Raw genomic sequence first — 22,693 nt, 5'->3', positions numbered from 1 at the left:
GCAACGACAACAACGAACTCTCAGCGAGGTAGCAATATGACCCGGAACTGGATCGATCCAAAAACAAAGCACTCCATGAAGCGCGGCCTGTTCACCGGCGGTTTGCTCGCAGCGGCAATGGCCATGGCGGGCGCCGCTCAGGCATTCGACCTCCGCTTTGGACACGGCGGCACCGACGACACCGCCTATCAGTTGGGGGCCGAGAAATTCCAGGAACTAGTCGGCGAGAACAGCAATGGCGAGATCGGCGTGCAGATCCTCGGCAACTCCGTGCTCGGCCATGAAACCGAGATGTTCGAACAGCAGATGGCGGGGGCGCTGGACATGTCGATCATCAACCCAGGGTTGATTACCGACTTTTCGCCCACCGCCAATGTCTTCTCGATTCCCTTCATGTATCGCGACGTCGACCACTGGCGGGCGGTACTCGACGGCCCGGTGGGTCGCGAGATCGCCGACAAGATCGAGGACGAAACTGGCGTCAAGGTGCTCGCCTTCTTCGGCGGCGGCAAACGCCAGATCGTCAGCACTCGGCCGCTCGAGAGCCTCGATGACCTGGAAGGCATGAAGCTGCGCACCAACCCCACCAAGCCCCTGATCACCGCCTGGTCGGCCTTGGGCGCCGAGCCCACCGTGATGGCCTGGAAAGAGATCTACACCGGCCTTCAGTTGGGCGCCATCGACGGCCTGCTCAATGAAGCCGAATGGATCCAGCGCATGCGCTTTCATGAGGTGGCGCCCCATATCGGGCTCTCGCAGCACGATATCACCGTGCGCCTGCTGACCATGTCGGAAATGACCTGGGACCGCCTCGACGCCGATGCACAACAGGCCGTCATGAAGGCCGCGCAGGAATCCGCCACCTACGCCCGTGGGGTACAGCTCGAGCAGGACGCCGAGGCTCTGGACCAGCTAGTTGAAGAGGGTGCGACGCTCCACGAGCTTGATCGCGAGCGCATGCAGGAAATCGTCAAGGCGCCGCTCACCAAGGTGATAGAAGACATGGGGCTGACCGAGCTCCACCAGAAGATCATTAACGCCGGTTAACGCCTGTGCCGGGGCCAAGCCCCGGCACCTTCCTCACTTTCCAACCGAGGACAGCGTCATGCCGACACTGATTCACGGCCTGTCTCGCCTCAACCGACTCCTGGAGCGCGGTCTACACCTGATTCTGCTGGCTCTGCTGACCGGTTTCATTGCGCTGATTATCTACCAGATTGTCAGCCGCAACCTGCCGCTATTGCCACGGCTTTACTGGACCGAAGAATTCAGCCGCTTTGCCTTCCAGTGGATGATCATGCTGGGCACTGCGGTGGGCGTGCTGCACGCGGATCACTTTGTGCTGGAGGCCTTCCCTCGTGGTTCACGGGCCGATCTGATCACCCGCTGGATCCGGGATCTGGCCTGCCTGGCGGTAGGGATCATTTTCATCGTCTACGGCAAGGATTTCGCGCTGTCCGGCCTCAGACGCCACGCCACCGCCTCTGGCCTATCAATGGTCTATGTTTATTCGGCCTTCCTTATCAGCGGCATCTTCATCTCACTGTTCAGCGCCCAGCGGCTGCTGCATGCCCTGCATGAAGGCATGGAGAGCATGGAGGCGGCCCTCAATACGCCAAGCGAAATCGACTCGATCTCCGAGTCCGCTGATCCGCATGGCGCCGAGCTCGGTGAGCTTGCCCCCGCCCTTAACGACCCTGACAGGAGCGCTTCATGATCCCCATGGACTGGATCTTCGTGCTGCCGTGGCTGCTGTTCGGGCTGCTCGGCGTCTTGATCATCGCCGGTGTGCCGATCGCCATGGCCCTGGTGCTGACTGCTGTCGGCGTCATCACCCTCGACCCGCGGCTAACCTACTGGGTGATGTTCCAGCGCATGTACAACGGCATGGACTCCTTCGTGCTGCTGGCCGTGCCGCTGTTCCTGCTGGCCGGCAACCTGATGAATGCGGCTCGCATCACCGATCGCCTGATCACCCTCTGCATGCGTCTGGTGGGTCACCTGAAGGGTGCCCTTGCCCACGTCAACGTCCTCGTCAGCATGCTGTTTGCCGGCGTTTCCGGCTCATCCACTGCCGATAGCGCCGGTGTCGGCACTGTGCTGATTCCGGCCATGAAGCGCGAAGGGTATCCGGTCAACTTCGCCGTCGCGGTCACCGCCGCCTCGTCCGTGATGGGCATCATCATCCCGCCGTCGATCAACATGATCGTCTGGGGCGCGCTGACCAACACCTCGATCGCCGGGCTGTTTCTTGGTGGCATCCTGCCCGGCGTGATGATCGGCGTCACCCAGTTGGCGCTCAACATGGGCTATGTGCGCCGTTACCAGGTACCGGTGAGAAAGCGTGCCTCACTGTCCGAGCTAATGAGCTCCGGCAAGGATGGCCTGCTGGCGGCGGGTATTCCGGTAGTGATCATCGGCGGCATCACGCTTGGGCTGGTCACACCTACCGAAGCCGCCGTCATCGCCGTGCTATATGCCTTGGCGCTGGGCTTCGTGGTCTATCGTGAGCTCAGCGTGCGACAGGTGCTCAACGCCTCTACCGATACCGTGCGGCTATGCTCGCTGTCCTTGTTCAGCCTGGTCGGTGCGGCGATCTTCGGCTATCTGATCAGCTTCTACCAAATCCCCCCCAAGCTGATGGCCGGCGTTAGCATCAGCGACCCGGTCGTGCTGCTGCTGATCATGACGGGGGTAATGCTGGTGATCGGCACCTTCATGGACTCGCTGCCGGCCATGGCGATCATGGCGCCCATCTTTCAGCCACTGGCCATGCAGGCCGGAGTACATCCCGTACAATTCGGGGTCATCGGCGTCATGGCGCTAGGCCTGGGATTGATCACCCCGCCCTATGGCCTGTGCCTGATGATCTCGGCCAAGATCGGTGGCATTCCGTTGCTGAAAGCACTGGCCACCACGATGCTCTACCTGACGGTGATGCTGGCCGTCATCGTGCTGTTGATCGTTTATCCTGACCTGGTGCTGGCCATTCCGCGCCTGGTCGCGCCTGACTTCGTGTGATTTAACGCCGTCATTCAGGCCATGGGCCCTCGCGCAGGGGGCCCATTCATGTTTCTGCCGAGAGGTTCCCATGCCAAACCGCCTATGCCTGCTCTTCGACTCCGACGGCACCCTGGTCGATAGCGAGATTCTGCTCGCCGAGGTCATGGCCGAAATTCTCACCCCGTTCGGCCTGCCCTTTACCGCCCGTCAGTACATGGACGAATTTCGTGGCGTGCGCTTCCTGTCGATCGTCCAGGAGCTCGAGACGCGCTTTGGTGCACTCGGCGAGACGCAACTAGCGGCGATGGAAGCCGCCATGCGGGAGCGCATGGCGACGCGCATGCAAAACGAGCTTCTGGCGATCGACGGCATGCCACTCGCGCTGGAAGCGCTTTCCGCGCATCCCAAGGCCGTCGTCTCCAACGGCCCCGAGGCCAAGATCCGCTGCGCCATGCAAAGCACCGAGATAGCACACCACTTCGACAACAACTTGTTCAGCGCCTATACCCTGGGCGTTTGGAAGCCCGACCCGGCGCTCTACCTCAAGGCCGCCGAGGCCATGGGTTATCCGCCCGAGCGCTGCGTGGTCATCGACGACGCCGCGGTGGGCATTGAAGCCGGGCTCGCCGCCGGCATGCAGGTCGTGCACCTCAACCATTTTGCCGACCAGGAAAGCACTCCCGCGGGCGCCCACGCGATTCACCATGCCCGCGAGTTGCCTGCCGTGATCGACACCCTGTCCCGTCAAAGCGCCTGACCGTTCCGAGGCCTCCCCCTGTCCCATGAACGCTGCCGAGTGATATCGGCAGCGTGTCGTGGCCCCCAAAGGGCACGCGTCTCCCCTCTATGCCACGGCGACGCCCAGCGATCCAAGTGGTATGGCATAAACTAATATAGTGACTAAACCACCGTGCTCGCGGCGAGGCTATCTTAAAGTCACGAATTAAAGAACACTGTTCAAAAATTGGCTATACTGCCGATATGGCCCGGCACGCCGCTATTCAATCTCCGGCGAGACGTGCCGATAGTTGTAACATTGGTATGATGTCCCCCTGTCTTGCCTCAGAGGATCGGCGATGACAATTCCGCGATGCCTGCTGTTCGATTGCGATGGCACCTTGGTCGACAGCGAACCCCTGCTGGCCGCCGAGATGGCGTACAGCTTGACGGCGCTTGGCCTGCCCTTCGCATCCAGTGACTACATGGGTGAGTTCCGCGGCGCCCGCTTCATGAATATCGTTGCCGAACTGCAGCGCCGCCACGGCGCCATCGACCCCGACGCTCTCCGTCTCGGCGAAAGCGGCATGCGCGCACGCCTGGCCGAAAGGCTGGCCAGCGAGCTCACCCCCTTGCCCGGCGTTCGCGAGGCGCTGGACGCGCTGGCCGGCTACCCCAGAGCAGTGGTCTCCAACGGGCCGGAGTCCAAGATTCGCACCGGCCTCAAGACGACCGGCCTGAGCGACTACTTTGGCGACCGGCTGATCAGCGGCTATACCGTTCAATGCTGGAAACCCGACCCCTGCCTGTACCTGCATGCCGCCTCCCTGATGGGCTATGAGGCACGCGAGTGCATCGCCATCGACGATGCCATCGTCGGCGTCAAGGCAGCCCTGGCCGCCGGCATGCAGGTGATTCACCTGAACCGCTTCCCGGACGTGGAGACCACGCCGGAAGGCGCGATCCAGATCAGCAACATGCACCAGCTGCCCACCGTGATCGCCCATCTGGCTCATGAGGCGGTCGCCAGCCTGTCACTCTGACGCCTGCACCTCTCCTTTACCTCATCACGCTTCACCAACTGCCCATAGCCTTCGATGCTCGCAAAGGGCTGTGGGTAAGTGGCTGCGGAAAAGGGGGGTGTAGAAAAGGGGGTGTGGATAAGCCACCCCATGAGTCGTGCCCGATGCTGCGCTATCATGGCGGCATACATTCTTCACCGTCAGGAGCGCGACATGGCTTCCCTGCACGATCAACTGCGCGGCCTCGTCTATTCCACCGAGCATGGTGAGACCTGCCCCGACTGCCGACAGCCGATCAACGACTGCGAGTGCCAAGCATTGGCCGAACGCGAGCGCCTCGCCGGCCTGGATGGCATCGTGCGCATCCGCCGCGAGACCAGCGGTCGCAAGGGCAAGGGCGTGACCACTATCGACGGCGTGCCGCTTCCAGAGGCCGAGCTGAAGGCTCTGGCCAAGACCCTCAAGAAACGCTGCGGCACCGGTGGCGCCGTCAAGGACGGGATCATCGAGATCCAGGGCGACCAGCGAGATGCGCTCAAGGACGCCCTGGAAGCGCAGGGGTACAAGGTCAAGCTGGCCGGCGGCTAGGCACTTCAGGCACAGGCTAGGCTGGCGACGCCTCGAGAGCCGCGACCAGCGCGGCAAGCGTGGCGCCGATCGGCTGTTCGAGCTTGAGGGCAAACAGCTCATCCGCCCGGGTACGGCCGAGGTTGAGACAGGCGATCGGCGTACCCTGCTGAGCCGCCGCCCGGGCAAAGCGATAGCCCGAGTAGACCATCAGCGACGAACCGATCACCAGCAACGCATCGGCGTCACTCACGGCAGCCAGTGCCGTCTCGACGCGGGAAGTCGGCACGCTGTCACCGAAGAACACCACGTCCGGCTTGAGCACGCCTTGGCCGCAGCGACCGCAGGATGGCACCCGGAAGTCCGAGAAGTCGACCTCCAGATCGGCATCGCCATCCGGCCCCGCCGCGGCGTCGAGCTCGAGCCAGTGAGGGTTATGGGCCTTGAGCTCGGCATGCAGATCGTGACGCATGCGCAGCGCCTGACAGCTCATGCAGCGCACCAGCTCGGCCCGGCCATGCAGGTCGATGACTCGCCGGTTACCGGCGCGCTGATGCAGGCCATCGACGTTCTGAGTGATCAGGGTATGCACATGGCCCAGGGCCTCGAGCCGGGCCAGGGCATGATGCGCCGGCCCCGGACGCGCATCGCTGAGCGCACGGAAGCCGATCAGGGCCCGCGCCCAGTAGCGCTGACGGGAGGCGTGGCTCTGCATGAAGCGCTGGTGCTGCATGGGCGGCGGACGCTTCCAGTCACCGGCGGCGTCACGGTAGTCGGGAATGCCGCTCTCGGTGCTGACGCCGGCGCCGGTCAGCACCACCAACCGCGGGTGGGCTCGCACGAAGGCCGCTAGCGCCGCGACATCCACTTGACCGGCGATGACATCATGGCCCCTTGAGTACGTAGGAGATGACGGGAGCATGGTCTCTCTCTAGGGTTGATAGAACGCTTCGGTTGATCGATCGATACTGTTCGCAAGTCGCTGCGGATGATTGATCGCGACGATTGATGGCCTGTCTAAGGCCTGGGCCATAGTCTCGACTACCGCGGCCCTCTAGAATGAATCTCTCGCATCCTTTCGGGCAAGGAGGCCTCGATGGCCTGGCTGGAATACCTGCTACCGCTGATCTTCCTTTTCCCGCTCGCGGCCATGGCAGTGAGCGTGGTGGCGCTGCGCAATCTGCACGACGCCCGAGTGAGCTCGCCCTTCGATGCCCATCCGCTGCGAGGCCCCGGCCAGGCGCTGCGCGACCGACTCGACCACGCCTTCGCGGGCCTATTCCTGGACGGCGCCCTGGGCCCGATCGTGGTGCTCGCACCGATGGTCTACGGCATGGGGCGAATGCTCTTCGCCGACCGCCAGAACTGGCTCGAATGGTCGCTTTACGGCGGGCTCAGCACGGCCCTGGTGCTGATCTGCTGTCTGCGCCTGATCAGTGATTTTCAGCGCATTCGCCGCCTCAAGCTGGGGCTCGCCTGCGAACTGGCGGTGGGCCAAGAACTGCAACGCCTGATTCGCCCCGAGACCCATCCTTTCTTTATCTTCCACGATATCCCCGCCGATACCTACACCATCGACCACGTGGCGGTCACGCCCCATGGCGTCTTCGTGGTCGAGACCCGCGCCCGCACTCAGCCACTGAACGCACGCGGCGTGCCGCAGACGCAGGTCGCGGTAGAGGGCACTCGGCTGCGCTTCCCCGGCTGGAGCGAGCGCCAGCCATTGCGCAAGACCCGCCAGGCCGCGGCCTGGCTGCGCCACTGGCTGAGCCGTGAATGCGATACCGAGGTGCCGGTGGCCGGCATCCTCGCCCTGCCAGGCTGGGACATCGACACCAGCGGCGCCCCGGCGGATATCCAGGTAGTCGACGGCGACCGGCTCGCCACCCTGATCACCGAGACCCGGCTCGCGCCGCTGCCCGATGAGCTTCATGAGCGCATCAACCAGGCGCTGATGCGCCGGGGCACTCACCTGCTGCCCGCGCATCTTGCCGGGCCCTCGCTCTAGGATTCTCGCTCAAGGCCTCTCACTCCAGGGCTCTTGCTCCAGGGCTCTCGCTCCCGGCTCTTCGCGATAGCTCTTGCCGCCGGCCTTTAAATGACGACCCAAGCCGCTACTGGTCACCGGCCATCACGCGCACCCGGGTCGCACACCGTCCCCGCCCCAGCGATACCAAGCTGTCCGCGGCGGGAAAGGCCGCCAGGCGCTCGGCGGCAATGCCGATGCGAATCTCGGTGAGCACTCGGTTGCCGCGCCCCCCGCACTCGAGCCGCAGTGCCCGCCCCGTGCCCTCGCCAAAGGCGGCTTCAAAGACAGTGATCAGCGCGTTACGCGCGACCTCACCGCCACGATGCTGATTGACGAAGTCCCCAAAGACACTGGCATTGACCGTCTCACGCAAGGCCACGGCGGCGGCGAAGTAGTCATCGACCGGCAGCGCCAGGCAGGCCGCGTGCTTGGCGTACTGATAGCGATCCAGACAGCTCGCCCGCCCCGGCATGGCGCGATCCAGTGATTGATCCAGCGCCTTTGGCAGATGAAAAGGCGGATGGGCACGGCAGAAACTGCCGCTTGCGCGCGACGACTCGATGAAGCAGCCCTGGCGCCACCACTGTTCGTGTACCACACCATCCGCGGCAAAGCGCGCCGGCAGCGAGGGCCACAGGCCATGAAGCACGAAGCCATCCGCCGCGCCTCGGGAAAGCGAGGCGTCACGACACTCCCGGGGCGGCTGGCGGCGGGTGCTACAGAAACCGGGATGCCAGGTCAGCGCCAGGGTGTAGTGGGCGAAGTCCGAGCCGCCGGGCGTACCGGAAAGCGTAGCAAGGGAAGAAAGCGCGGAAGGCTCGAAAGGCTCGACTGTCGAAGCGTCTGAACGGGCCATCGCCGGCCCGCTCATGGCCAGGGCTATTAACAGGCCGAGCGACAGGCTCAACAGCATGCTCAGCGACAGACTCAACGACAATCTCAACGACAGGCCAGGCAGCGCGGAGCGTGTCGGCCCGCTACGCTGAACGGGCCAACTCAGGCATCTAGGCATGCTCGCTCCTATTCCAAGGGTCACTGGCTCAAGGGTAACTGGCTTGGCGTTAGCGAATTCCGAGTTAGCTCGCTCCGCTAAAGCTCAGTCAAAGGGTACAGGGGTAAAGCGTTAACGGGATTAACAAGCGTCTCAAGGAGTTATCAAACAATGATCGATAATGCTTGCCAGACTCAGATCGCTCGGACAATAATCCGCGCCGTTCACAGGAGTTAACGAAACTTACCTCATGAAGATAATCACGTTCGACGTCTTTCGCACCCTGGGCCTGGCCGGCGTTCGCTACATCAAGCCCGAGCGTATGTACGATCATCTCGACGAGATCCAGGCGGCCGACTGGCTGCTGTTCCCGGCCTATTGGCAGGTGCATACCCTGGTCTATGGGCTCAAGGCGCGCATCTTCCCGAGCCTGGCCAGCTATCACCTGGGGCACAACAAGGTCGAACAGACGCGCGCCTTCATGGCGATTTGCCCGGAGCATGTCCCACCTACCGAGATCCTCGGCACGTCGCGTGCCTCGCTGGACCTGGTCGAGGCACGCTTCGGTTATCCCTTCATCGCCAAGCGTATCAAGAGCTCGATGGGTGACGGCGTCAGCCTGATCGACTGCCGCGAGGCGCTGGAGGCGCATATCGAGGACGAGCCGGTGCTCTACGCCCAACAGCGACTGCCGGTCGATCGTGACCTGCGCATCGTGGTGGTCGGCGGCGAGGTGCTCACTGCCTATTGGCGGGTCACACCGCTCGGCGGCTATCGCGCCAACGTCAGCCAGGGCGGTCGCGTCGAGCATGATGACATCCCCGAAGCGGCCACTGCTCTGGCGCTGCGCCTGGCCCGGGAACTCGATATCGACCATGCCGGCTTCGACATCGCCATGGTCGACGGCCATCCCTATGTGTTCGAGTTCAACCGCCTGTTCGGTAACCAGGGAATCGCCGACAGCAGCAAGCGCATCGGCCTTGCCATCCAGCGCGTGCTGGGGATTGGCAATGACCTGGATCCAGAACTGGACCCGGAACGCGATCCGGACGGCGCACCGCCGCTCAAGATGACTGCCTGAGGCGCGCCTGCCGAGGCGTCCGGCGCCACGATCAGTCGGCTTTCAAACGGCCGCCCATTTCCTGGGCCAGGTCCACCGCATAGTGATCGGTCATGCCGCCGATGAAATCGAGCATGCGCCGGTAGCTGTCGTAGAGGCTCCAGGACGGCCGCGGGGTATTCTCGCCGATCAGCGCCAGCACCCGCTGGTGCTTGAAGGTCGAATGCCCGGTGGTGTGTAGCTCATGGGCGGCGCCGATAAAGGCCTCGAGCAGGATACCGAGAGTCGTGTAGGCGCCGATCTCCAGCTTGGCCTTGCGCTCGTTCTGAAAGATGCGCTCACGGGCCAGCTGCTTGGCGGCGCTGACACCCCAGCCGAGATCCGGGTGGCAGAGTTCCAGCAGATCATCGCTGAGGGCTCCTGCCAGCATTTCCTGCTCATGCTGGACGAAGACCGCACCGACATCATTCACCGCCCGCTCCATGGCCGCGCCACGCAGCGCGGCGATGCGGCGACGCTGAGACACACCCTGCTCGCTCATGGCGTGATAGTCCTCCGGTTCGCCGCCGGCGATCTGGATCAGGATATCGGCGACCTCATCGAAGCGCAGAATCCCCATCTCCAGCCCATCCTCGAGATCCAGCAGCGCATAGCAGATGTCGTCGGCCGCTTCGACCAGATAGGCCAGCGGATGGCGACACCAGGCCCAGTCGTCGCGCTGCTTGAGGCCGAGCCGCTGAGCCACCTCGGCGAGATGTTCGCGCTCGGACTGGTAGCAGCCGAACTTACCGGCCCCGCCGCCGTGCTCCACCGTCCAGGGGTACTTGAGCAGGGTGCCAAGCGTCGCCCCGGTCAGGCGCATGCCGCCGTTGAACTGGTTGTACTCGATCTGGGTGACGATGCGAAAGCCCTGTGCATTGCCCTCGTAGGTCAGCAGGTCGCGGCGCTGAAGCGGCGTTAGCTCCTCGAGATAGCCAAGGCCATCGGCCTCGGCGCGCTTGAACCAGTCGCGTATCGCATATTCGCCGGCATGGCCAAAGGGCGGGTTGCCGATGTCGTGCCCCAGGCACGCCGCCTGCACGATCACCCCCAGGTCGGCGGGGGTAATCCAGTCGGGCAGCCGCTCACGCAACCCTTCGCCAACGATCATGCCAAGGCTACGGCCCACGCAACCAACCTCCATCGAGTGGGTCAGGCGGGTGTGGATATGGTCGTTGTCGGTGAGCGGATGCACCTGCGTCTTGCGCCCCAGGCGCCGGAAGGAGCCGGAGAAGACGATCCGGTCATGGTCCTTGTGGAACGGGCTACGGCCCAGTTCCTCGCGGGATGCGCGAGGCTTGTCGTTAAGCCGGTGGGGGTCCAGCAGGCGTTCCCAGTGCATCAGCGTCATGACGCCTCCTCAGGTCAGGGCCTCCATTCTGGCACCCCCCTCGCCACCCGGCCAGTGCCGACCACGGCACGCAAGGCGTTCACTGCCCTCCGTCGTCGGCCAGCGCCGGCAGCAGCACCTTCAGTTTCCGGGTCAGGGTATTGCGCCCCCAGCCGAGCAGCTCGGCGGCTTCACCGATCTTGTGGAGAGCGCCCCCCCGGTGTGCTTTAGCGCGGTCTCGATGAGGATGCGCTCGTGAACCTTGGCAAGCGGCACCGCCTTCTGCCCTCAGTCGTCGGCCAGCGCCGGCAGCAGCACCTTCAGTTTCCGGGTCAGGGTATTGCGCCCCCAGCCGAGCAGCTCGGCGGCCTCACCCTTACGCCCTCCGGTGTGCTTTAGCGCGGTCTCGATGAGGATGCGCTCGAAATCCGGCACCGCTTCTTCGAGCAGATGCGTCTGCCCGGCAGCCAGCGCGCGGTCGGCCCACTCGCGAAACGCGCTACGCCAGTCGCCGGCGGCCACTTCGGTGCCCTCGGTTGTGCGAAGCTCGGGCGGCAGGTCGTCGATCAGCACCTCGCGCCCGGAGGCCATCACGGTCAGCCAGCGGCAGGTGTTCTCAAGCTGGCGCACGTTGCCCGGCCAGGGCAGTCGCGTCAGGTGCGCCTCGGCCTCCGGGGTCAGCACCTTGGCCTCGGTGGAAAGCTCCTTGGCCGCCTCGGCGAGAAAGTGTTGCGTCAGGCGCGGGATGTCCTCGCGGCGCTCGGCGAGGGTCGGCAGGTGCACGCGAATCACGTTGAGGCGGTGGAACAGGTCCTCGCGAAAGCGCCCGTCGCTGACCAGGGTCTCGAGGTTCTGGTGAGTGGCGGCGATGATGCGCACGTCGGCCTTCACCGAGACATGCCCGCCGACCCGGTAAAACTCACCGTCGGCCAGCACCCGCAGCAGCCGGGTCTGGGTATCCGGCGGCATGTCACCGATCTCGTCGAGGAACAGCGTGCCGCCGTCGGCCTGCTCGAAGCGGCCCCGGCGCTGAGCGGCGGCGCCGGTGAAGGCGCCCTTCTCGTGGCCGAACAGCTCGGACTCCATCAGGTCCTTGGGAATTGCCGCCATGTTCAGAGCGATAAAGGGCTTGCCGGCCCGCGGGCTGTGCTGGTGCAGCGCCTGGGCGACACGTTCCTTGCCGGTACCGGACTCGCCGTTGATCAGCACGGTGATGTTCGAGTGCGAGAGCCGGCCGATGGCGCGGAACACTTCCTGCATCGCCGGCGCCTCGCCGATGATCTCGGCGCTCAGGCCCTCTGGCGCCTCGGCCGGCCGCTGGCGCTCGCGGGCGTGAGCCACGGCGCGGCGCACCAGCGCCAGCGCCTCGTCGACGTCAAAGGGCTTCGGCAGGTACTCGAAGGCACCGCCCTGATAGGACGCCACGGCGCTGTCGAGATCCGAGTGAGCGGTCATCACGATCACCGGCATATCCGGATGTCGTTCGCGGACCCGCGCCATCAGCTCGAGGCCATCCAGCCCCGGCATGCGAATATCGGTGACCAGCACATCGGGCGGCGATGCCTCGAGGCTGGCCAGCGCCGCATCGGCGCGCTCGAAGCTTTCGACCGAAAGGTCCGGCTGCGCCAGGGAGCGCTCCAGTACCCAACGGATGGCACGGTCGTCGTCGACGATAACGATACGCGCGGGTTCGGTCATGATGCCTCCAGCGGGGTCAGGGCGTAAGCAGTGAGAAATACGTTAGTGCCCATCATGTTCGGGCTTCCTTGCGTTGCGGCGGCGCATCCAGCGGCACCAGTAACCGGAATTCGGTGGCACCCGGCTCGCTGTCGCATTCGATCAGCCCTTGGTGCTTGTGCAGGATGGATTGGGCGATCGACAGCCCCAGACCGCTGCCCTCGGCGCGACCGGACACCATCGGGAAGAACAGGGTCTCGCGCAGCGACTTGGGAATGCCCGGGCCGTTGTCGATGATCGCCACCTCGCAGACCAGCCGATGGCGCTCGGTACCGAGAGTGAACTGGCGCCGAGCGCGGGTGCGCAGCGTCAGCCTCGGGGCCTTGGTACCGGCATCACCCATGGCCTCGACCGCGTTGCGGGCAATGTTGAGCACCGCCTGGATCATCCGCGCCTCGTCGCCCTGCAGCTCCGGCAGGCTGGGGTCATAGTTCCGCACCAGCCGCACTTGCGGATGTTCGGCGGTGATCAGCGAACGCACTCTCTCGAGCACCTTGTGGATGTTGAAGAGCGCATCATGGGCCGGCTGGTTGGGGCCAAGCATGCGGTCGACCAGGTCACGCAGCCGATCCGCCTCCTCGACGATGACGCGAGTGAACTCCTTAAGCGACGGGTCCGGCAGGTCGCGCTCCAGCAGCTGTGCCGCGCCGCGAATCCCACCGAGCGGATTCTTGATCTCGTGGGCCAGCCCGCGAGTCAGGGTCTTGATGGTCTGCTGACGGGCGATCAGCGCCTCCTCGCGGGAGATGCGCATCAGGCGGTCGCGAGGCTCGATCTCGAGCAGCAGCTCCTCTTTCGATAGCGGCGTCACCGTGAAGTCGGCGGTTACCACCTCGCCGCTGCCGGTGGTCAGCACCGCCTCACGCTGGGTGAACGGGTGCAGCTCATCGCGGGCCTTGCAAAGCACGCCGGAAATGGCGCCGTCGATACCTTCCAGAGGCTCAAGGCAGGTGCCATGAACCCTTTTGAGGCTGACGGCCAGCAGTGCCTCAGCGGCAGGATTCATCCAACGCACCCGGAGACCGCCGTCCAGCAACAGGACGGCCGCACTCAGATGCTCCAGCAGACGTTGGTACATGGTGCACTTCGCTCGGTCAGCATTCCCTATAGCTGTGCAAGAACCGCGCCAGCCTGCACAAGGCCGCCATTACAGCCATAGAGAAACAAGAGTCATCATTGACTGCACCATGTTAGTGCAAAACCATGCCCACTGTCGCCGCAGGCCTCACCATAAGCGACTGCTGCGGCGAGGAAGCAGAGGGGAATCAAGAAGCGTGGCGCCGATTATGGCGCCGCGCTATTTGAGCCGCCAGCATTGCCGGAATTGCTGGGGTTATTCGGATTGCGGGGCAGGTTGACGCTGGCGCGCTGCACGAAGAGCGTTACCGGCTCACTGCGATGGCGCACCCGGCCATCGGCATCCAGCAGTTCGGCTACCAGTTGGTGCTCGCCGCGTTCAAGGCCGGTCACCATGAACACCGGCGAGTGCATCGCCGACTGGCTGATCTGGCCATCGACCAACAGGCGCACCCGATGATCGTCACGCAGCTCAGGCTCGATCGACAGCTCGACCTGGACATTGCCGGCATAGCCCGTCGGCAGCGTCTGCTCATTCTTGGGGGACGCGATGCGAAAGGTCGAATAGGGCAGGAAGGGAGGTGCCGCCGGCTGGCTGTTGCTATTGCGTGCGCTACTTCGCGGGCTACTACTGAGTGACGACGAAGACGCATCGGGGGTCGCCGGCACCACGGTCAGCGGGGAAAGCGTCACCGCCTCGCCGCTATCCGGACGGTCGGAGTAACTGACGTTGCCCTGCTCGTCGACGTGGCGGTATACCGTGGCCGACGACGCGATGACGGGCACCAGGGCGAGTAGCAAGGACGCGACTCCCAGCGACATCACTCTCGACCGCATCCTCAACGGCAGCATTCTCAACGGCCCCTTCTCCGGCCAGACCGCCGACATGGCGCCCGTGGCGACTCTCCTGACGCTTAGCATCACTTGCTCTCCCTGGGTCGACGGCTGGCTACTGGCTACTGGCTACTGGCTACTGGCTACTGGCTACTGGCTACTGGCTACTGGCTACTGGCTACTGGCTACGCCGAGTGTAACCAAAAAAGGGGGCCGCGTGAGCGGCCCCCTTGGGCGACTAACCAGCTCACCGGCCATTGAGCCGGCGGCGGCAATCAGCAGCTGTTCTTAGCAGCTATAGTACATGTCGAACTCGACCGGATGCGTGGTCATACGCAGACGCTCAACGTCTTCTTCCTTGAGCTCGATGTAGGCATCGATCATATCGTCGGTGAAGACGCCACCTTCGGTCAGGAAGGCACGATCGGCGTCCAGCGCGTCCAGGGCCTGGTCCAGGCTCTCGGCGACGGTGGGAATGGCCTTGCCCTCTTCCGGCGGCAGGTCATAGAGGTTCTTGTCCATGGCATCGCCAGGATGGATCTTGTTCTTGATGCCATCGAGACCGGCCATCAGCATCGCCGAGAAGCACAGGTAAGGGTTGGCGGTCGGGTCCGGGAAGCGGGCCTCGATGCGCTTGCCCTTCGGGCTTGCGGTGTAGGGAATGCGGATGGACGCGGAGCGGTTACGCGCCGAGTAGGCCAGCATCACCGGCGCTTCGAAGCCCGGCACCAGACGCTTGTAGGAGTTGGTAGAAGCGTTGGTGAAGGCGTTCAGGGCACGAGCGTGCTTGATGATGCCGCCGATGTAGTAGAGCGCCATTTCGGACAGGCCCGCGTACTCGTCACCGGCAAACTGGTTGACGCCGTCTTTCCAGAAGGACTGGTGGACGTGCATGCCGGAACCGTTGTCACCGACCAGCGGCTTGGGCATGAAGGTGGCCGTCTTGCCATAGGCGTGAGCCACGTTGTGGATCACGTACTTCATGGACTGCACTTCGTCGGCCTTCTTGACCAGGGTGTTGAACTTGACCCCGATCTCGTTCTGGCCGGCGTTGGACACCTCGTGGTGGTGCACTTCGACGCTCTGGCCGATGGCTTCCAGGGTGTTACACATGGCGCCGCGCATGTCGTGGAAGCTATCCACCGGCGGGACCGGGAAGTAGCCGCCCTTGACGCGCGGACGGTGACCCAGGTTGCCGCCTTCGACGACGCTGTCGGTGGCCCAGGCACCTTCTTCGGAGGTGATCTTGTACATGGAGCCCTGGATATCGGACTTCCAGTGCACTTCGTCGAAGATGAAGAACTCGGGTTCCGGCCCGAAGAAGGCGGTATCGCCAAGGCCGGTGGACTGCAGGTACGCCTCGGCGCGCTTGGCGATGGAGCGCGGATCACGCTCGTAGCCCTGCATGGTGGCCGGCTCGATGATATCGCAGCGCAGCACCAGGGTGGCGTCTTCGGTGAACGGGTCCAGGTAGGCGCTGCCGTCTTCCGGGCGCAGGATCATGTCGGACTCGTTGATGCCCTTCCAGCCAGAGATGGAAGAACCATCGAACATCTGGCCGTTGTCGAAGAATTCCTCGTCCACGGAGTGCGCCGGAATGGTGACATGCTGCTCTTTACCGATGGTATCGGTGAAGCGCAGGTCTACCCACTTGATGTCGTGTTCTTCAATCAGTGCGAGGGTCTTCTCAGACATAGTGTCCTCCAGAGGATGAGCGATGGCTCTTGTGGTTGGCGTGCGTGCCCGGCGAGGTCATTACGTGCCTCGGGCCCGCCGCTATAGCAAAACGGGACCGAATCGTTTGTACCATGCCAAAGGCCCGAGGCCCATGGTCGCCGGTACAGGACATGAAAGGTGTCATGTCACTGAAAAATGTCACTGGAAAGTATAATGCAGGGGACGTGCCAAAATGGCGCACAGCGGACAAAGGAAAGGAATAACCGGCTGATTAAAAATGATTTTTTCCTGATCTCCACCAACGAAAAGACCCCATTATTCGCCTTTTTGGACGCGTCTCTCGTCTTGCTGGCGCACTCGATGCACCAAAATTGAACACAATTAACCGGGCATGCACCAAAACATCACACCCGTGACGCCGCGTGCCACGTTGAGCCGTCCCACCAGTTTGAATGAGTCGAACCAAGCCCTCGGACCCCGGTCATATCAGCTAAAGATAGTATTGCTACCTTATGAAACTCAAAGCTACACTTTATTACACAACAAAGGTGCAGCCTGGCGCCTTCGTTGCCCGAAATGCCTGGAGCCGGTGACATCCCACACCGCGATACGCCCCCATGAGCGCGTTGCCCAAATCCACGCAGGAGCGTCACCGCAGATGAAGGCCTATAGCATTATCGTTGATTCCAGGCTCATGGGCGCTCAACTGCCACGCTGCCTGGCCACCCTCAACGAAGCCGTGCGCCGGCATCCGGCGCGGGTCGACATCCAGGTCATCGGCACCGCCGAGAACGCACGCCTGGCGACGCTGAGCCGACGCTTCGGCGCCCGTTTCACCGTCTGCGATCACGCCACCTTCGGCGCCCGTGGCAACGCCATCGCCCGCATCACCTCTGCCGACATCCTGGTCTTTCTTTCTCCCCACGGACGGCTACGCAGCAGCTGGCTCAGCCAGGTCGACAACCTGCTAGAGCATCAGCAATGGGATGCCATGACCTTCCAGCCCCACGCCCCCGCACTGATAACGACCCTGCGGCGGCTGTGGCATGTCGCCACCCCACCCGGTACCCTGTGCATCGCCCGCCAGTGGTTCGAGCGCATCGGAGGCTTCGATACCGGCCTCGACGACACCGCTCACGAAGACCTGGTGGAGCGTCTGCGCGCTTGTCATGCGCGTATCATGGAAATATCGCTATAATTCCGCGTTCCTCAATGAGCAACGCAACGAGTTAAAGACGAGTTCAAGAGAGTATCCCCGGATCACCCTCGCGCCCGTTCTGATCCCCGCCTGGTCCCTCTCCACGTGTCAATCACGTCCTTCGTGTCGTGCGGCCAACGCCGATCGGGTCCGCCTATGCCGGATGTCGCCCTGATTCAAGGCATCCAGGCCAAGGATTCAAGCGCTGGGTATCAAGGACTTGGTGCTGACCGCGGCGAGAATTCGCGCACAGCGCTGGTAGGGGCACCGGCCCGGATACTATAATGTCGCCCAATTTTCGCAGCAGGATCCCTTCGTGATCGAGAATCTTCGCAACATCGCCATCATCGCCCACGTTGACCACGGCAAGACGACCCTGGTCGACAAGCTCCTCAGTCAGTCCGGCACCCTCGACCGCAAGGCCGAAGGCCAAGAGCGGATCATGGACTCCAATGACCAGGAGAAAGAACGCGGCATCACCATCCTGGCCAAGAACACCGCGATCCGTTGGCACGACACCACCGCCGACACCGACTACCACATCAACATCGTCGACACGCCGGGACACGCCGACTTCGGTGGTGAGGTCGAGCGCGTGATGTCGATGGTCGATTCCGTGCTGCTGATGGTCGATGCGGTCGATGGCCCGATGCCCCAGACCCGCTTCGTGACCCAGAAAGCCTTCGACCAGGGCCTCAAGCCGATCGTCGTGGTCAACAAGATCGACCGCCCCGGCGCACGTCCGGACTGGGTCATCGACCAGATTTTCGATCTGTTCGACAACCTCGGCGCCAGCGACGAGCAGCTCGACTTCCCGATCATCTACTGCTCGGCCCTGAACGGCGTCGCCGGTGAAGAGCCGGAAACCCTCGCCGACGACATGACGCCGATGTTCCGCGCCATCGTCGATATCGTCGAGCCGCCCAAGGTCGAACTCGACGGCCCGCTGCAGATGCAGATTTCCGCGCTGGACTACAACAGCTACGTCGGCGTCATCGGCCTTGGCCGCATCAAGCGCGGCGCCATCAGCCCCGGCCAGCAGGTCAGCGTCATCACCAAGGAAGGCAGCACCCGCAAGGGCAAGATCGGCCAGGTGATGACCCACATGGGCCTCGAGCGCGTGCAGACCGAGAAGGCCACCGCCGGCGACATCGTCTGCATCACCGGCATCGACGCCCTGGCGATCTCCGACACCATCTGTGATCCGGCCAACGTCGAAGCACTGCCGGCGCTGTCCGTCGACGAGCCGACCGTGTCCATGACCTTCCAGGTCAACGACTCGCCGATGGCCGGCCGCGACGGCAAGTACGTCACCAGCCGTAACATCAAGGATCGCCTCGAGCAGGAACTGATCCACAACGTCGCGCTGCGCGTCGAGCAGGGCGAAACCCCCGAGAAGTTCAAGGTCTCCGGCCGTGGCGAGCTGCACCTCTCGGTGCTGATCGAAAGCATGCGTCGTGAAGGCTTCGAGCTGGCCGTGGGCCGCCCCGAAGTGATCATCCGCGAGATCGACGGCGTCAAGAAGGAGCCCTACGAAGAAGTCATCATCGACTGTGAAGAGGAGCATCAGGGCTCCATCATGGAAGAGCTCGGCTATCGCAAGGGCGAGATGACCAACATGAACCCGGACGGCAAGGGTCGTGTGCGCCTGGACTTCATCATCCCGGCACGTGGCCTGATCGGCTTCCGCGGTCAGTTCCTGACCCTGACCTCCGGTACCGGCATCCTCACCAGCCGCTTCGATCACTACGGCGAGCTCAAGCCCGATGCCTCCATCGAGCGTCGCAACGGCGTGCTGGTCTCCATGGTCCCCGGCAAGGCCCTGGCCTACGCCCTCTTCGCCCTGCAGGATCGCGGCAAGCTGATCGTCGAGCACGGCACCGAGGTCTACGAAGGCATGCTGATCGGCATCAACAACCGCGCCGACGACATGGTGGTCAACCCGACCAAGGCCAAGAAGCTCGACAACATGCGCGCCTCGGGCAACGACGAGAACCTCGTGCTGACGCCGCCGATTCGCTTCACCCTCGAGCAGGCCATCGAGTTCCTCGACAGCGACGAGCTGGTCGAAATCACCCCGAACCACATTCGCCTGCGCAAGAAGCACCTCAAGGAAAACGAGCGCAAGCGCGCCAAGAAGGGCTAACTTACGCCCCGGCGCTCTTCGGAGCGCCGTCGCCCTTGAAGGTCATGGCGCCCCGCGCCATGATCAACAAAGCCCACCGCCTGCGGTGGGCTTTTTCGTTGGTCGCAAAAATGACTCATCTAAGGGCTGAGCTACGTACTAAGCTAAGTACTAATCTACGGGCTAATCCAGGGGGTAAGCTAAGTGCTAATCTAGGGGGTAAGCTAAGCACTAAGATAAGTACTATCCAAGAAGAGCGTCCGACCAGGCGAAACGCCCATACGCCAGACGGCACGTTGCAGCAGATTCATTCCCTGAACTCATGGCCCTGAGTTAATGACAAAGAGTTGATATCCACGAGTTGATGTCCAAGAGTTAATAACCCCGAGTTCATTGCCCGATAAGGAGCGCCAAGATGCACAAGCACGTGGAATGGGATGACCCCGGCAAGTACAGCGTGCTCGCCTTCTACGCCAATACCCAAGACGAGTACGTCGAGCCGCACCCGGGCAGCATCATCACCGGCCACTACCATGGCATCACTGCCCGCGTGCGGGTCGAGGCCTTCGTCGACGGCGACACCAGCATCGGCGAAGTGGTCGCCCTGACCAACCCGCGCACCGGCGAGCGCAAGCAGGCCCACGGCAAACTCATCATCGGCGACACGGTGCGCCTGCCCGACGCCATGCGCGCCATCGAGTCAACGCTACCCGATGACGACGACTAGCCCAGCTTGGCTAAGCGCATAATGATCAGGCTCGTATTGGCCAAGCTCGTATTGACCAGATCGTCCTGACTGCCGTGAGCAGCGATGTCGCTGCTCCGCCCCGGAGGTTCGCCATGAAAGCCCTTTATTCGCTGCTGCTGAGTGTCGCTGCCGCCCCGGCGCTGGCCGGTCAGGCCGTCGACTACGAAATCAACGGCCAGCCCTATCAGGGCTACCACGCCGCCGCCCAGGGCGAGCCCAAGGGCGGCGTGCTGATCATTCACGACTGGGATGGGCTGACCGACTACGAGATCCGCCGCGCCGATATGCTGGCCGCGCAGGGCTATGACGCCTTCGCCGCCGACCTCTACGGCGCCGGCAACCGCCCGGTGGATACCGACGCCAAGAAGGCCGAGACCGCCAAGCTCTACGAAGACCGCGAGGCCATGCGCGAGCGCACCCTGGCGGCACTCGCCCAGGCGCAGCGACTGGGCGCCACCGACACCGTGGTGATGGGCTACTGCTTCGGCGGCGCCGTGGTCCTCGAGCTGGCTCGCTCCGGCCTCGCCGAGCACATCAAGGGCTACGCCACCTTCCATGGCGGCCTCGCCACCCCCGAAGGCCAAGCTTATCCCGCCGACATGCCGCCACTGCTGGTGGCTCATGGCGGCGCCGACGAGTCGATCGGCATGGACCAGGTCGCCGCCCTATCCCAGGAGCTTGAAGCCACCAACGCCACCTACGAGATCCAGATCTACTCCGGCGCCCCGCATGCCTTCACCGTGCTGGGCAGCGACCGCTATGACGCCCGCGCCGACCAGCACTCCTGGGCCGCCTTCAAGGACCTGCTCGAGGAGACCCTGGGCACGCCGGCGCCCTAATCACATCCGCGTGCCTTCGCCATCGCCTGCTTCCCCTTTCAAGTACTGCTCCGTGGTCAGCAGAAACAGGCGACGGAACAGCTCATGGATCGCTTCCTCGCGCTTGAGCGCCAACAATTCCTCGTCTTCACCATCAGACGAGGCGCGACGCGGGTATTCCCAGGCCAGGCGCACAGAGCCAGAGCTTGAATCACGAATCTGCAGGCTAGGGTTGGCTCCCTTGAGACGGGTATCGATCTGATAGGGCATGACGCTCTCCTTGATAGGACCAACAAATGATAACGATTGTCATTTGCAATCTAGGCATCCCTACGGATTCTGTCAACGTCATCAGCCCTCACCGGCCCTTCTTTTAAACGCTACTCAATCATCGCCTACGCTCGGCGTGTCGCCGTGCATCGGCAGGCAGACCTTCTTGCCTGGCCGAGCCTGACGTTGCCAATGCGCCGCAGGAGCGCTAGGTTATTGCACGAACATTCAATAAAAGGGTCCTCATGAAACACCTTCCTCGTCTACCGCTCGCCGCCATCCTCGCACTTGGCATCACCCCGCTCGCCGCCCAGGCCGACGCGCTCGAACAACAGCTCACCGACCTTCAGGGCTTCCAGATCATCGCCCACCGCGGGGCAAGCGGTTACGCCCCGGAGCACACCTGGCCCGCCTACGACAAAGCCCGCGACATGGGAGCTGACTACCTCGAGCTGGACCTTCACATGAGCGCCGACAACCGGCTGATGGTGATTCATGACGACACCCTGGATCGCACCACCAACGGCGAAGGCAACGTAAAGGATCACACCCTTGAAGCGCTCAAGGCCCTGGATGCCGGCTCCTGGTTCAACCAGGCTCACCCCGAGCGCGCCGATGACGCCTACGCCGGCGCCCAGCTGCTGACCCTGGACGAAGTGATCGACCGCTACGGCGACGACGTGCGCTACTACATCGAGACCAAGTCGCCCGAACGCTACCCCGAACTGCAGCGCGCCCTGGTCGAGACGCTTGAAGCAGAAGGCCTCGTGGACGCCGGCTCCGTGATCATCCAATCGTTCAGCCAGGACAGCCTGCAGCAGATCCATGCGCTCAACCCTGACATCCCGCTGGTGCAGCTGGTGTGGTATTCCACCACTGAAGACAGCGACGGCCTCGTCGAATGGACCGGCGTGACCCCGGCCCCCGCTGAGATCACCGACGCCGACTTTCAGGCCATCGCCGACTACGCCGTCGGCATCGGCCCCAACGTCACCTACGAAGGCCAGGACGTTATCGATGCCAGCTTCGTCGACCAAGCCCACGCCAACGGCCTGCTGGTGCATCCCTATACCATCAACGAACCGGCAGACATGCAGCGGCTGATCGACTGGGGCGTCGACGGCATGTTCACCAACTTCCCCGACCGCCTGAACGCCATCGTGGACTGAACCCGCACCCAATCTCGCGCTCGCACGCATAAGGCCGGCCCGGGAGCTGTCTCCCGGGCCGGCCTTTGCATGGATACCTAAGCTGCCTGGGCGGCAGCGAACACCGGCATCAACCCGGTGGAGCTGCTCGAGATTTTCTGAGCTGCCTGGGCGGCAGCGAACCTTGCCCGCCCAGTGCGGGCTTTCTTTTGCCTTTTCTGAGCTGCCTGGGCGGCAGCGAACGCCACCGGGGAGCGTGCCGCCCGAGTTGTCCGTTTCTGAGCTGCCTGGGCGGCAGCGAAC

The 22,693-nt window shown here is 63.4% G+C and carries 24 protein-coding genes; 14 read left to right on the top strand and 10 right to left on the bottom strand.

Going from position 1 to position 22,693, the window contains the following annotated elements:
* The first annotated feature begins 36 nt into the window (after positions 1-36).
* The 6 genes from BCL93_RS15350 to BCL93_RS15325 all read left to right on the top strand — a co-directional run bounded on the left by BCL93_RS15350 (position 37) and on the right by BCL93_RS15325 (position 5,330).
* A complete protein-coding gene (locus tag BCL93_RS15350; RefSeq protein ID WP_112056121.1) occupies positions 37-1,047 on the top strand; it encodes a TRAP transporter substrate-binding protein in 1,011 nt (336 codons plus the stop codon).
* Between the two features lie 58 nt (positions 1,048-1,105).
* Positions 1,106-1,717 (top strand): TRAP transporter small permease, encoded by a 612-nt coding sequence (locus BCL93_RS15345; RefSeq protein ID WP_112056120.1) that lies wholly within the window; start codon positions 1,106-1,108, stop codon positions 1,715-1,717.
* Positions 1,714-3,021, top strand: a complete 1,308-nt coding sequence (locus tag BCL93_RS15340; RefSeq protein WP_112056119.1) for a TRAP transporter large permease — start codon at positions 1,714-1,716, stop codon at positions 3,019-3,021. The genes BCL93_RS15345 and BCL93_RS15340 overlap by 4 nt, the downstream gene beginning before the upstream one ends.
* Before the next feature lie 70 nt (positions 3,022-3,091).
* A complete protein-coding gene (locus BCL93_RS15335; protein ID WP_112056118.1) occupies positions 3,092-3,760 on the top strand; it encodes an HAD family hydrolase in 669 nt (222 codons plus the stop codon).
* 319 nt (positions 3,761-4,079) lie between these two features.
* Positions 4,080-4,763 carry an HAD family hydrolase gene (locus BCL93_RS15330; RefSeq protein WP_112056117.1) on the top strand — a complete coding sequence of 228 codons (684 nt, stop codon included), beginning with the start codon at positions 4,080-4,082 and terminating at the stop codon, positions 4,761-4,763.
* Positions 4,764-4,955: 192 nt separating this feature from the next.
* Positions 4,956-5,330 (top strand): translation initiation factor Sui1, encoded by a 375-nt coding sequence (locus BCL93_RS15325; protein ID WP_112056116.1) that lies wholly within the window; start codon positions 4,956-4,958, stop codon positions 5,328-5,330.
* Between the two features lie 16 nt (positions 5,331-5,346).
* Here the strand turns inward: BCL93_RS15325 and BCL93_RS15320 are convergent, their stop codons facing one another.
* A complete protein-coding gene (locus tag BCL93_RS15320; protein WP_112056115.1) occupies positions 5,347-6,231 on the bottom strand; it encodes an NAD-dependent protein deacetylase in 885 nt (294 codons plus the stop codon).
* Between the two features lie 174 nt (positions 6,232-6,405).
* Between BCL93_RS15320 and BCL93_RS15315 the strand changes: the two genes are divergently transcribed.
* Positions 6,406-7,317 carry a nuclease-related domain-containing protein gene (locus tag BCL93_RS15315; protein ID WP_112056114.1) on the top strand — a complete coding sequence of 304 codons (912 nt, stop codon included), beginning with the start codon at positions 6,406-6,408 and terminating at the stop codon, positions 7,315-7,317.
* A gap of 106 nt (positions 7,318-7,423) precedes the next feature.
* On the opposite strand, the gene BCL93_RS15310 is transcribed toward BCL93_RS15315, so the two are convergent.
* Positions 7,424-8,350: a ribonuclease T2 family protein gene (locus tag BCL93_RS15310; RefSeq protein ID WP_258396615.1), complete on the bottom strand. Its 927-nt coding sequence runs from the start codon at positions 8,348-8,350 to the stop codon at positions 7,424-7,426.
* Positions 8,351-8,579: 229 nt separating this feature from the next.
* Here BCL93_RS15310 and BCL93_RS15305 point away from each other — a divergent pair, with 229 nt between their 5' ends.
* Complete coding sequence (locus BCL93_RS15305) at positions 8,580-9,410, top strand: ATP-grasp domain-containing protein (protein ID WP_112056113.1); 831 nt, start codon at positions 8,580-8,582, stop codon at positions 9,408-9,410.
* A 31-nt stretch (positions 9,411-9,441) separates the two neighbouring features.
* Here the strand turns inward: BCL93_RS15305 and BCL93_RS15300 are convergent, their stop codons facing one another.
* From BCL93_RS15300 to BCL93_RS15280, 5 genes are all read right to left on the bottom strand, one after another.
* Positions 9,442-10,779, bottom strand: coding sequence for a deoxyguanosinetriphosphate triphosphohydrolase (locus BCL93_RS15300; protein WP_112056112.1), 1,338 nt, complete (start codon positions 10,777-10,779; stop codon positions 9,442-9,444).
* A gap of 79 nt (positions 10,780-10,858) precedes the next feature.
* Positions 10,859-10,939: a hypothetical protein gene (locus BCL93_RS17725; RefSeq protein ID WP_425339125.1), complete on the bottom strand. Its 81-nt coding sequence runs from the start codon at positions 10,937-10,939 to the stop codon at positions 10,859-10,861.
* Positions 10,940-11,046: 107 nt separating this feature from the next.
* The gene (glnG, locus tag BCL93_RS15290; RefSeq protein WP_112056111.1) at positions 11,047-12,456 is read right to left on the bottom strand and encodes a nitrogen regulation protein NR(I); all 1,410 of its coding nucleotides are present in this window, start codon (positions 12,454-12,456) and stop codon (positions 11,047-11,049) included.
* Positions 12,457-12,508: 52 nt separating this feature from the next.
* Positions 12,509-13,573: a nitrogen regulation protein NR(II) gene (gene glnL, locus BCL93_RS15285; RefSeq protein ID WP_112056110.1), complete on the bottom strand. Its 1,065-nt coding sequence runs from the start codon at positions 13,571-13,573 to the stop codon at positions 12,509-12,511.
* Positions 13,574-13,779: 206 nt separating this feature from the next.
* A complete protein-coding gene (locus BCL93_RS15280; RefSeq protein ID WP_258396614.1) occupies positions 13,780-14,373 on the bottom strand; it encodes a DUF4124 domain-containing protein in 594 nt (197 codons plus the stop codon).
* Between BCL93_RS15280 and BCL93_RS15275 the strand changes: the two genes are divergently transcribed.
* Positions 14,348-14,698 carry a hypothetical protein gene (locus BCL93_RS15275; RefSeq protein ID WP_112056108.1) on the top strand — a complete coding sequence of 117 codons (351 nt, stop codon included), beginning with the start codon at positions 14,348-14,350 and terminating at the stop codon, positions 14,696-14,698. The two genes, BCL93_RS15280 and BCL93_RS15275, sit on opposite strands and share 26 nt — an antisense overlap.
* Here the strand turns inward: BCL93_RS15275 and glnA are convergent.
* The gene (gene glnA, locus BCL93_RS15270; RefSeq protein ID WP_112056107.1) at positions 14,695-16,101 is read right to left on the bottom strand and encodes a glutamate--ammonia ligase; all 1,407 of its coding nucleotides are present in this window, start codon (positions 16,099-16,101) and stop codon (positions 14,695-14,697) included. The genes BCL93_RS15275 and glnA overlap by 4 nt on opposite strands.
* Positions 16,102-16,741: 640 nt before the next feature.
* Between glnA and BCL93_RS15265 the strand changes: the two genes are divergently transcribed.
* The 4 genes from BCL93_RS15265 (at position 16,742) to BCL93_RS15250 (ending at position 20,993) form a co-directional block, all read left to right on the top strand.
* On the top strand, positions 16,742-17,281 hold the full coding sequence (locus BCL93_RS15265; protein ID WP_112056106.1) for a hypothetical protein: 540 nt from the start codon (positions 16,742-16,744) through the stop codon (positions 17,279-17,281).
* Positions 17,282-17,597: 316 nt separating this feature from the next.
* A complete protein-coding gene (gene typA / locus BCL93_RS15260) occupies positions 17,598-19,427 on the top strand; it encodes a translational GTPase TypA (RefSeq protein ID WP_112056105.1) in 1,830 nt (609 codons plus the stop codon).
* 394 nt (positions 19,428-19,821) lie between these two features.
* Complete coding sequence (locus tag BCL93_RS15255) at positions 19,822-20,133, top strand: hypothetical protein (protein ID WP_112056104.1); 312 nt, start codon at positions 19,822-19,824, stop codon at positions 20,131-20,133.
* 113 nt (positions 20,134-20,246) lie between these two features.
* The gene (locus tag BCL93_RS15250) at positions 20,247-20,993 is read left to right on the top strand and encodes a dienelactone hydrolase family protein (RefSeq protein WP_112056103.1); all 747 of its coding nucleotides are present in this window, start codon (positions 20,247-20,249) and stop codon (positions 20,991-20,993) included.
* Here the strand turns inward: BCL93_RS15250 and BCL93_RS15245 are convergent, their stop codons facing one another.
* Positions 20,994-21,242, bottom strand: a complete 249-nt coding sequence (locus BCL93_RS15245; protein WP_112056102.1) for a hypothetical protein — start codon at positions 21,240-21,242, stop codon at positions 20,994-20,996.
* Between the two features lie 245 nt (positions 21,243-21,487).
* On the opposite strand from BCL93_RS15245, the gene BCL93_RS15240 reads away from it, so the two are divergent.
* Positions 21,488-22,411: a glycerophosphodiester phosphodiesterase gene (locus BCL93_RS15240; protein WP_112056101.1), complete on the top strand. Its 924-nt coding sequence runs from the start codon at positions 21,488-21,490 to the stop codon at positions 22,409-22,411.
* 77 nt (positions 22,412-22,488) lie between these two features.
* On the opposite strand, the gene BCL93_RS17720 is transcribed toward BCL93_RS15240, so the two are convergent.
* Positions 22,489-22,693 (bottom strand): hypothetical protein (locus tag BCL93_RS17720; RefSeq protein ID WP_425339124.1); only part of this gene is annotated, 205 nt, incomplete at its 5' end.

The sequence above is a fragment of the Onishia taeanensis genome (assembly GCF_003268885.1).
Classification (GTDB): Bacteria; Pseudomonadota; Gammaproteobacteria; order Pseudomonadales; family Halomonadaceae; genus Onishia; species Onishia taeanensis_A.
Note: the sequence above shows the minus strand (reverse complement) of the source record. Positions and strands in the feature narration are given on the sequence as shown.

What these genes read in the sequence shown, in the direction of transcription:
- BCL93_RS15350 (WP_112056121.1), top strand. Translation starts at nt 37, where the DNA reads ATGACCCGGAACTGGATCGATCCAAAAACAAAGCACTCCATGAAGCGC.
- BCL93_RS15345 (WP_112056120.1), top strand. Translation starts at nt 1,106, where the DNA reads ATGCCGACACTGATTCACGGCCTGTCTCGCCTCAACCGACTCCTGGAG.
- BCL93_RS15340 (WP_112056119.1), top strand. Translation starts at nt 1,714, where the DNA reads ATGATCCCCATGGACTGGATCTTCGTGCTGCCGTGGCTGCTGTTCGGG.
- BCL93_RS15335 (WP_112056118.1), top strand. Translation starts at nt 3,092, where the DNA reads ATGCCAAACCGCCTATGCCTGCTCTTCGACTCCGACGGCACCCTGGTC.
- BCL93_RS15330 (WP_112056117.1), top strand. Translation starts at nt 4,080, where the DNA reads ATGACAATTCCGCGATGCCTGCTGTTCGATTGCGATGGCACCTTGGTC.
- BCL93_RS15325 (WP_112056116.1), top strand. Translation starts at nt 4,956, where the DNA reads ATGGCTTCCCTGCACGATCAACTGCGCGGCCTCGTCTATTCCACCGAG.
- BCL93_RS15320 (WP_112056115.1), bottom strand. Translation starts at nt 6,231, where the DNA reads ATGCTCCCGTCATCTCCTACGTACTCAAGGGGCCATGATGTCATCGCC.
- BCL93_RS15315 (WP_112056114.1), top strand. Translation starts at nt 6,406, where the DNA reads ATGGCCTGGCTGGAATACCTGCTACCGCTGATCTTCCTTTTCCCGCTC.
- BCL93_RS15310 (WP_258396615.1), bottom strand. Translation starts at nt 8,350, where the DNA reads ATGCCTAGATGCCTGAGTTGGCCCGTTCAGCGTAGCGGGCCGACACGC.
- BCL93_RS15305 (WP_112056113.1), top strand. Translation starts at nt 8,580, where the DNA reads ATGAAGATAATCACGTTCGACGTCTTTCGCACCCTGGGCCTGGCCGGC.
- BCL93_RS15300 (WP_112056112.1), bottom strand. Translation starts at nt 10,779, where the DNA reads ATGACGCTGATGCACTGGGAACGCCTGCTGGACCCCCACCGGCTTAAC.
- glnG (WP_112056111.1), bottom strand. Translation starts at nt 12,456, where the DNA reads ATGACCGAACCCGCGCGTATCGTTATCGTCGACGACGACCGTGCCATC.
- glnL (WP_112056110.1), bottom strand. Translation starts at nt 13,573, where the DNA reads ATGTACCAACGTCTGCTGGAGCATCTGAGTGCGGCCGTCCTGTTGCTG.
- BCL93_RS15275 (WP_112056108.1), top strand. Translation starts at nt 14,348, where the DNA reads ATGACGGGCACCAGGGCGAGTAGCAAGGACGCGACTCCCAGCGACATC.
- glnA (WP_112056107.1), bottom strand. Translation starts at nt 16,101, where the DNA reads ATGTCTGAGAAGACCCTCGCACTGATTGAAGAACACGACATCAAGTGG.
- BCL93_RS15265 (WP_112056106.1), top strand. Translation starts at nt 16,742, where the DNA reads ATGAAGGCCTATAGCATTATCGTTGATTCCAGGCTCATGGGCGCTCAA.
- BCL93_RS15255 (WP_112056104.1), top strand. Translation starts at nt 19,822, where the DNA reads ATGCACAAGCACGTGGAATGGGATGACCCCGGCAAGTACAGCGTGCTC.
- BCL93_RS15250 (WP_112056103.1), top strand. Translation starts at nt 20,247, where the DNA reads ATGAAAGCCCTTTATTCGCTGCTGCTGAGTGTCGCTGCCGCCCCGGCG.
- BCL93_RS15245 (WP_112056102.1), bottom strand. Translation starts at nt 21,242, where the DNA reads ATGCCCTATCAGATCGATACCCGTCTCAAGGGAGCCAACCCTAGCCTG.
- BCL93_RS15240 (WP_112056101.1), top strand. Translation starts at nt 21,488, where the DNA reads ATGAAACACCTTCCTCGTCTACCGCTCGCCGCCATCCTCGCACTTGGC.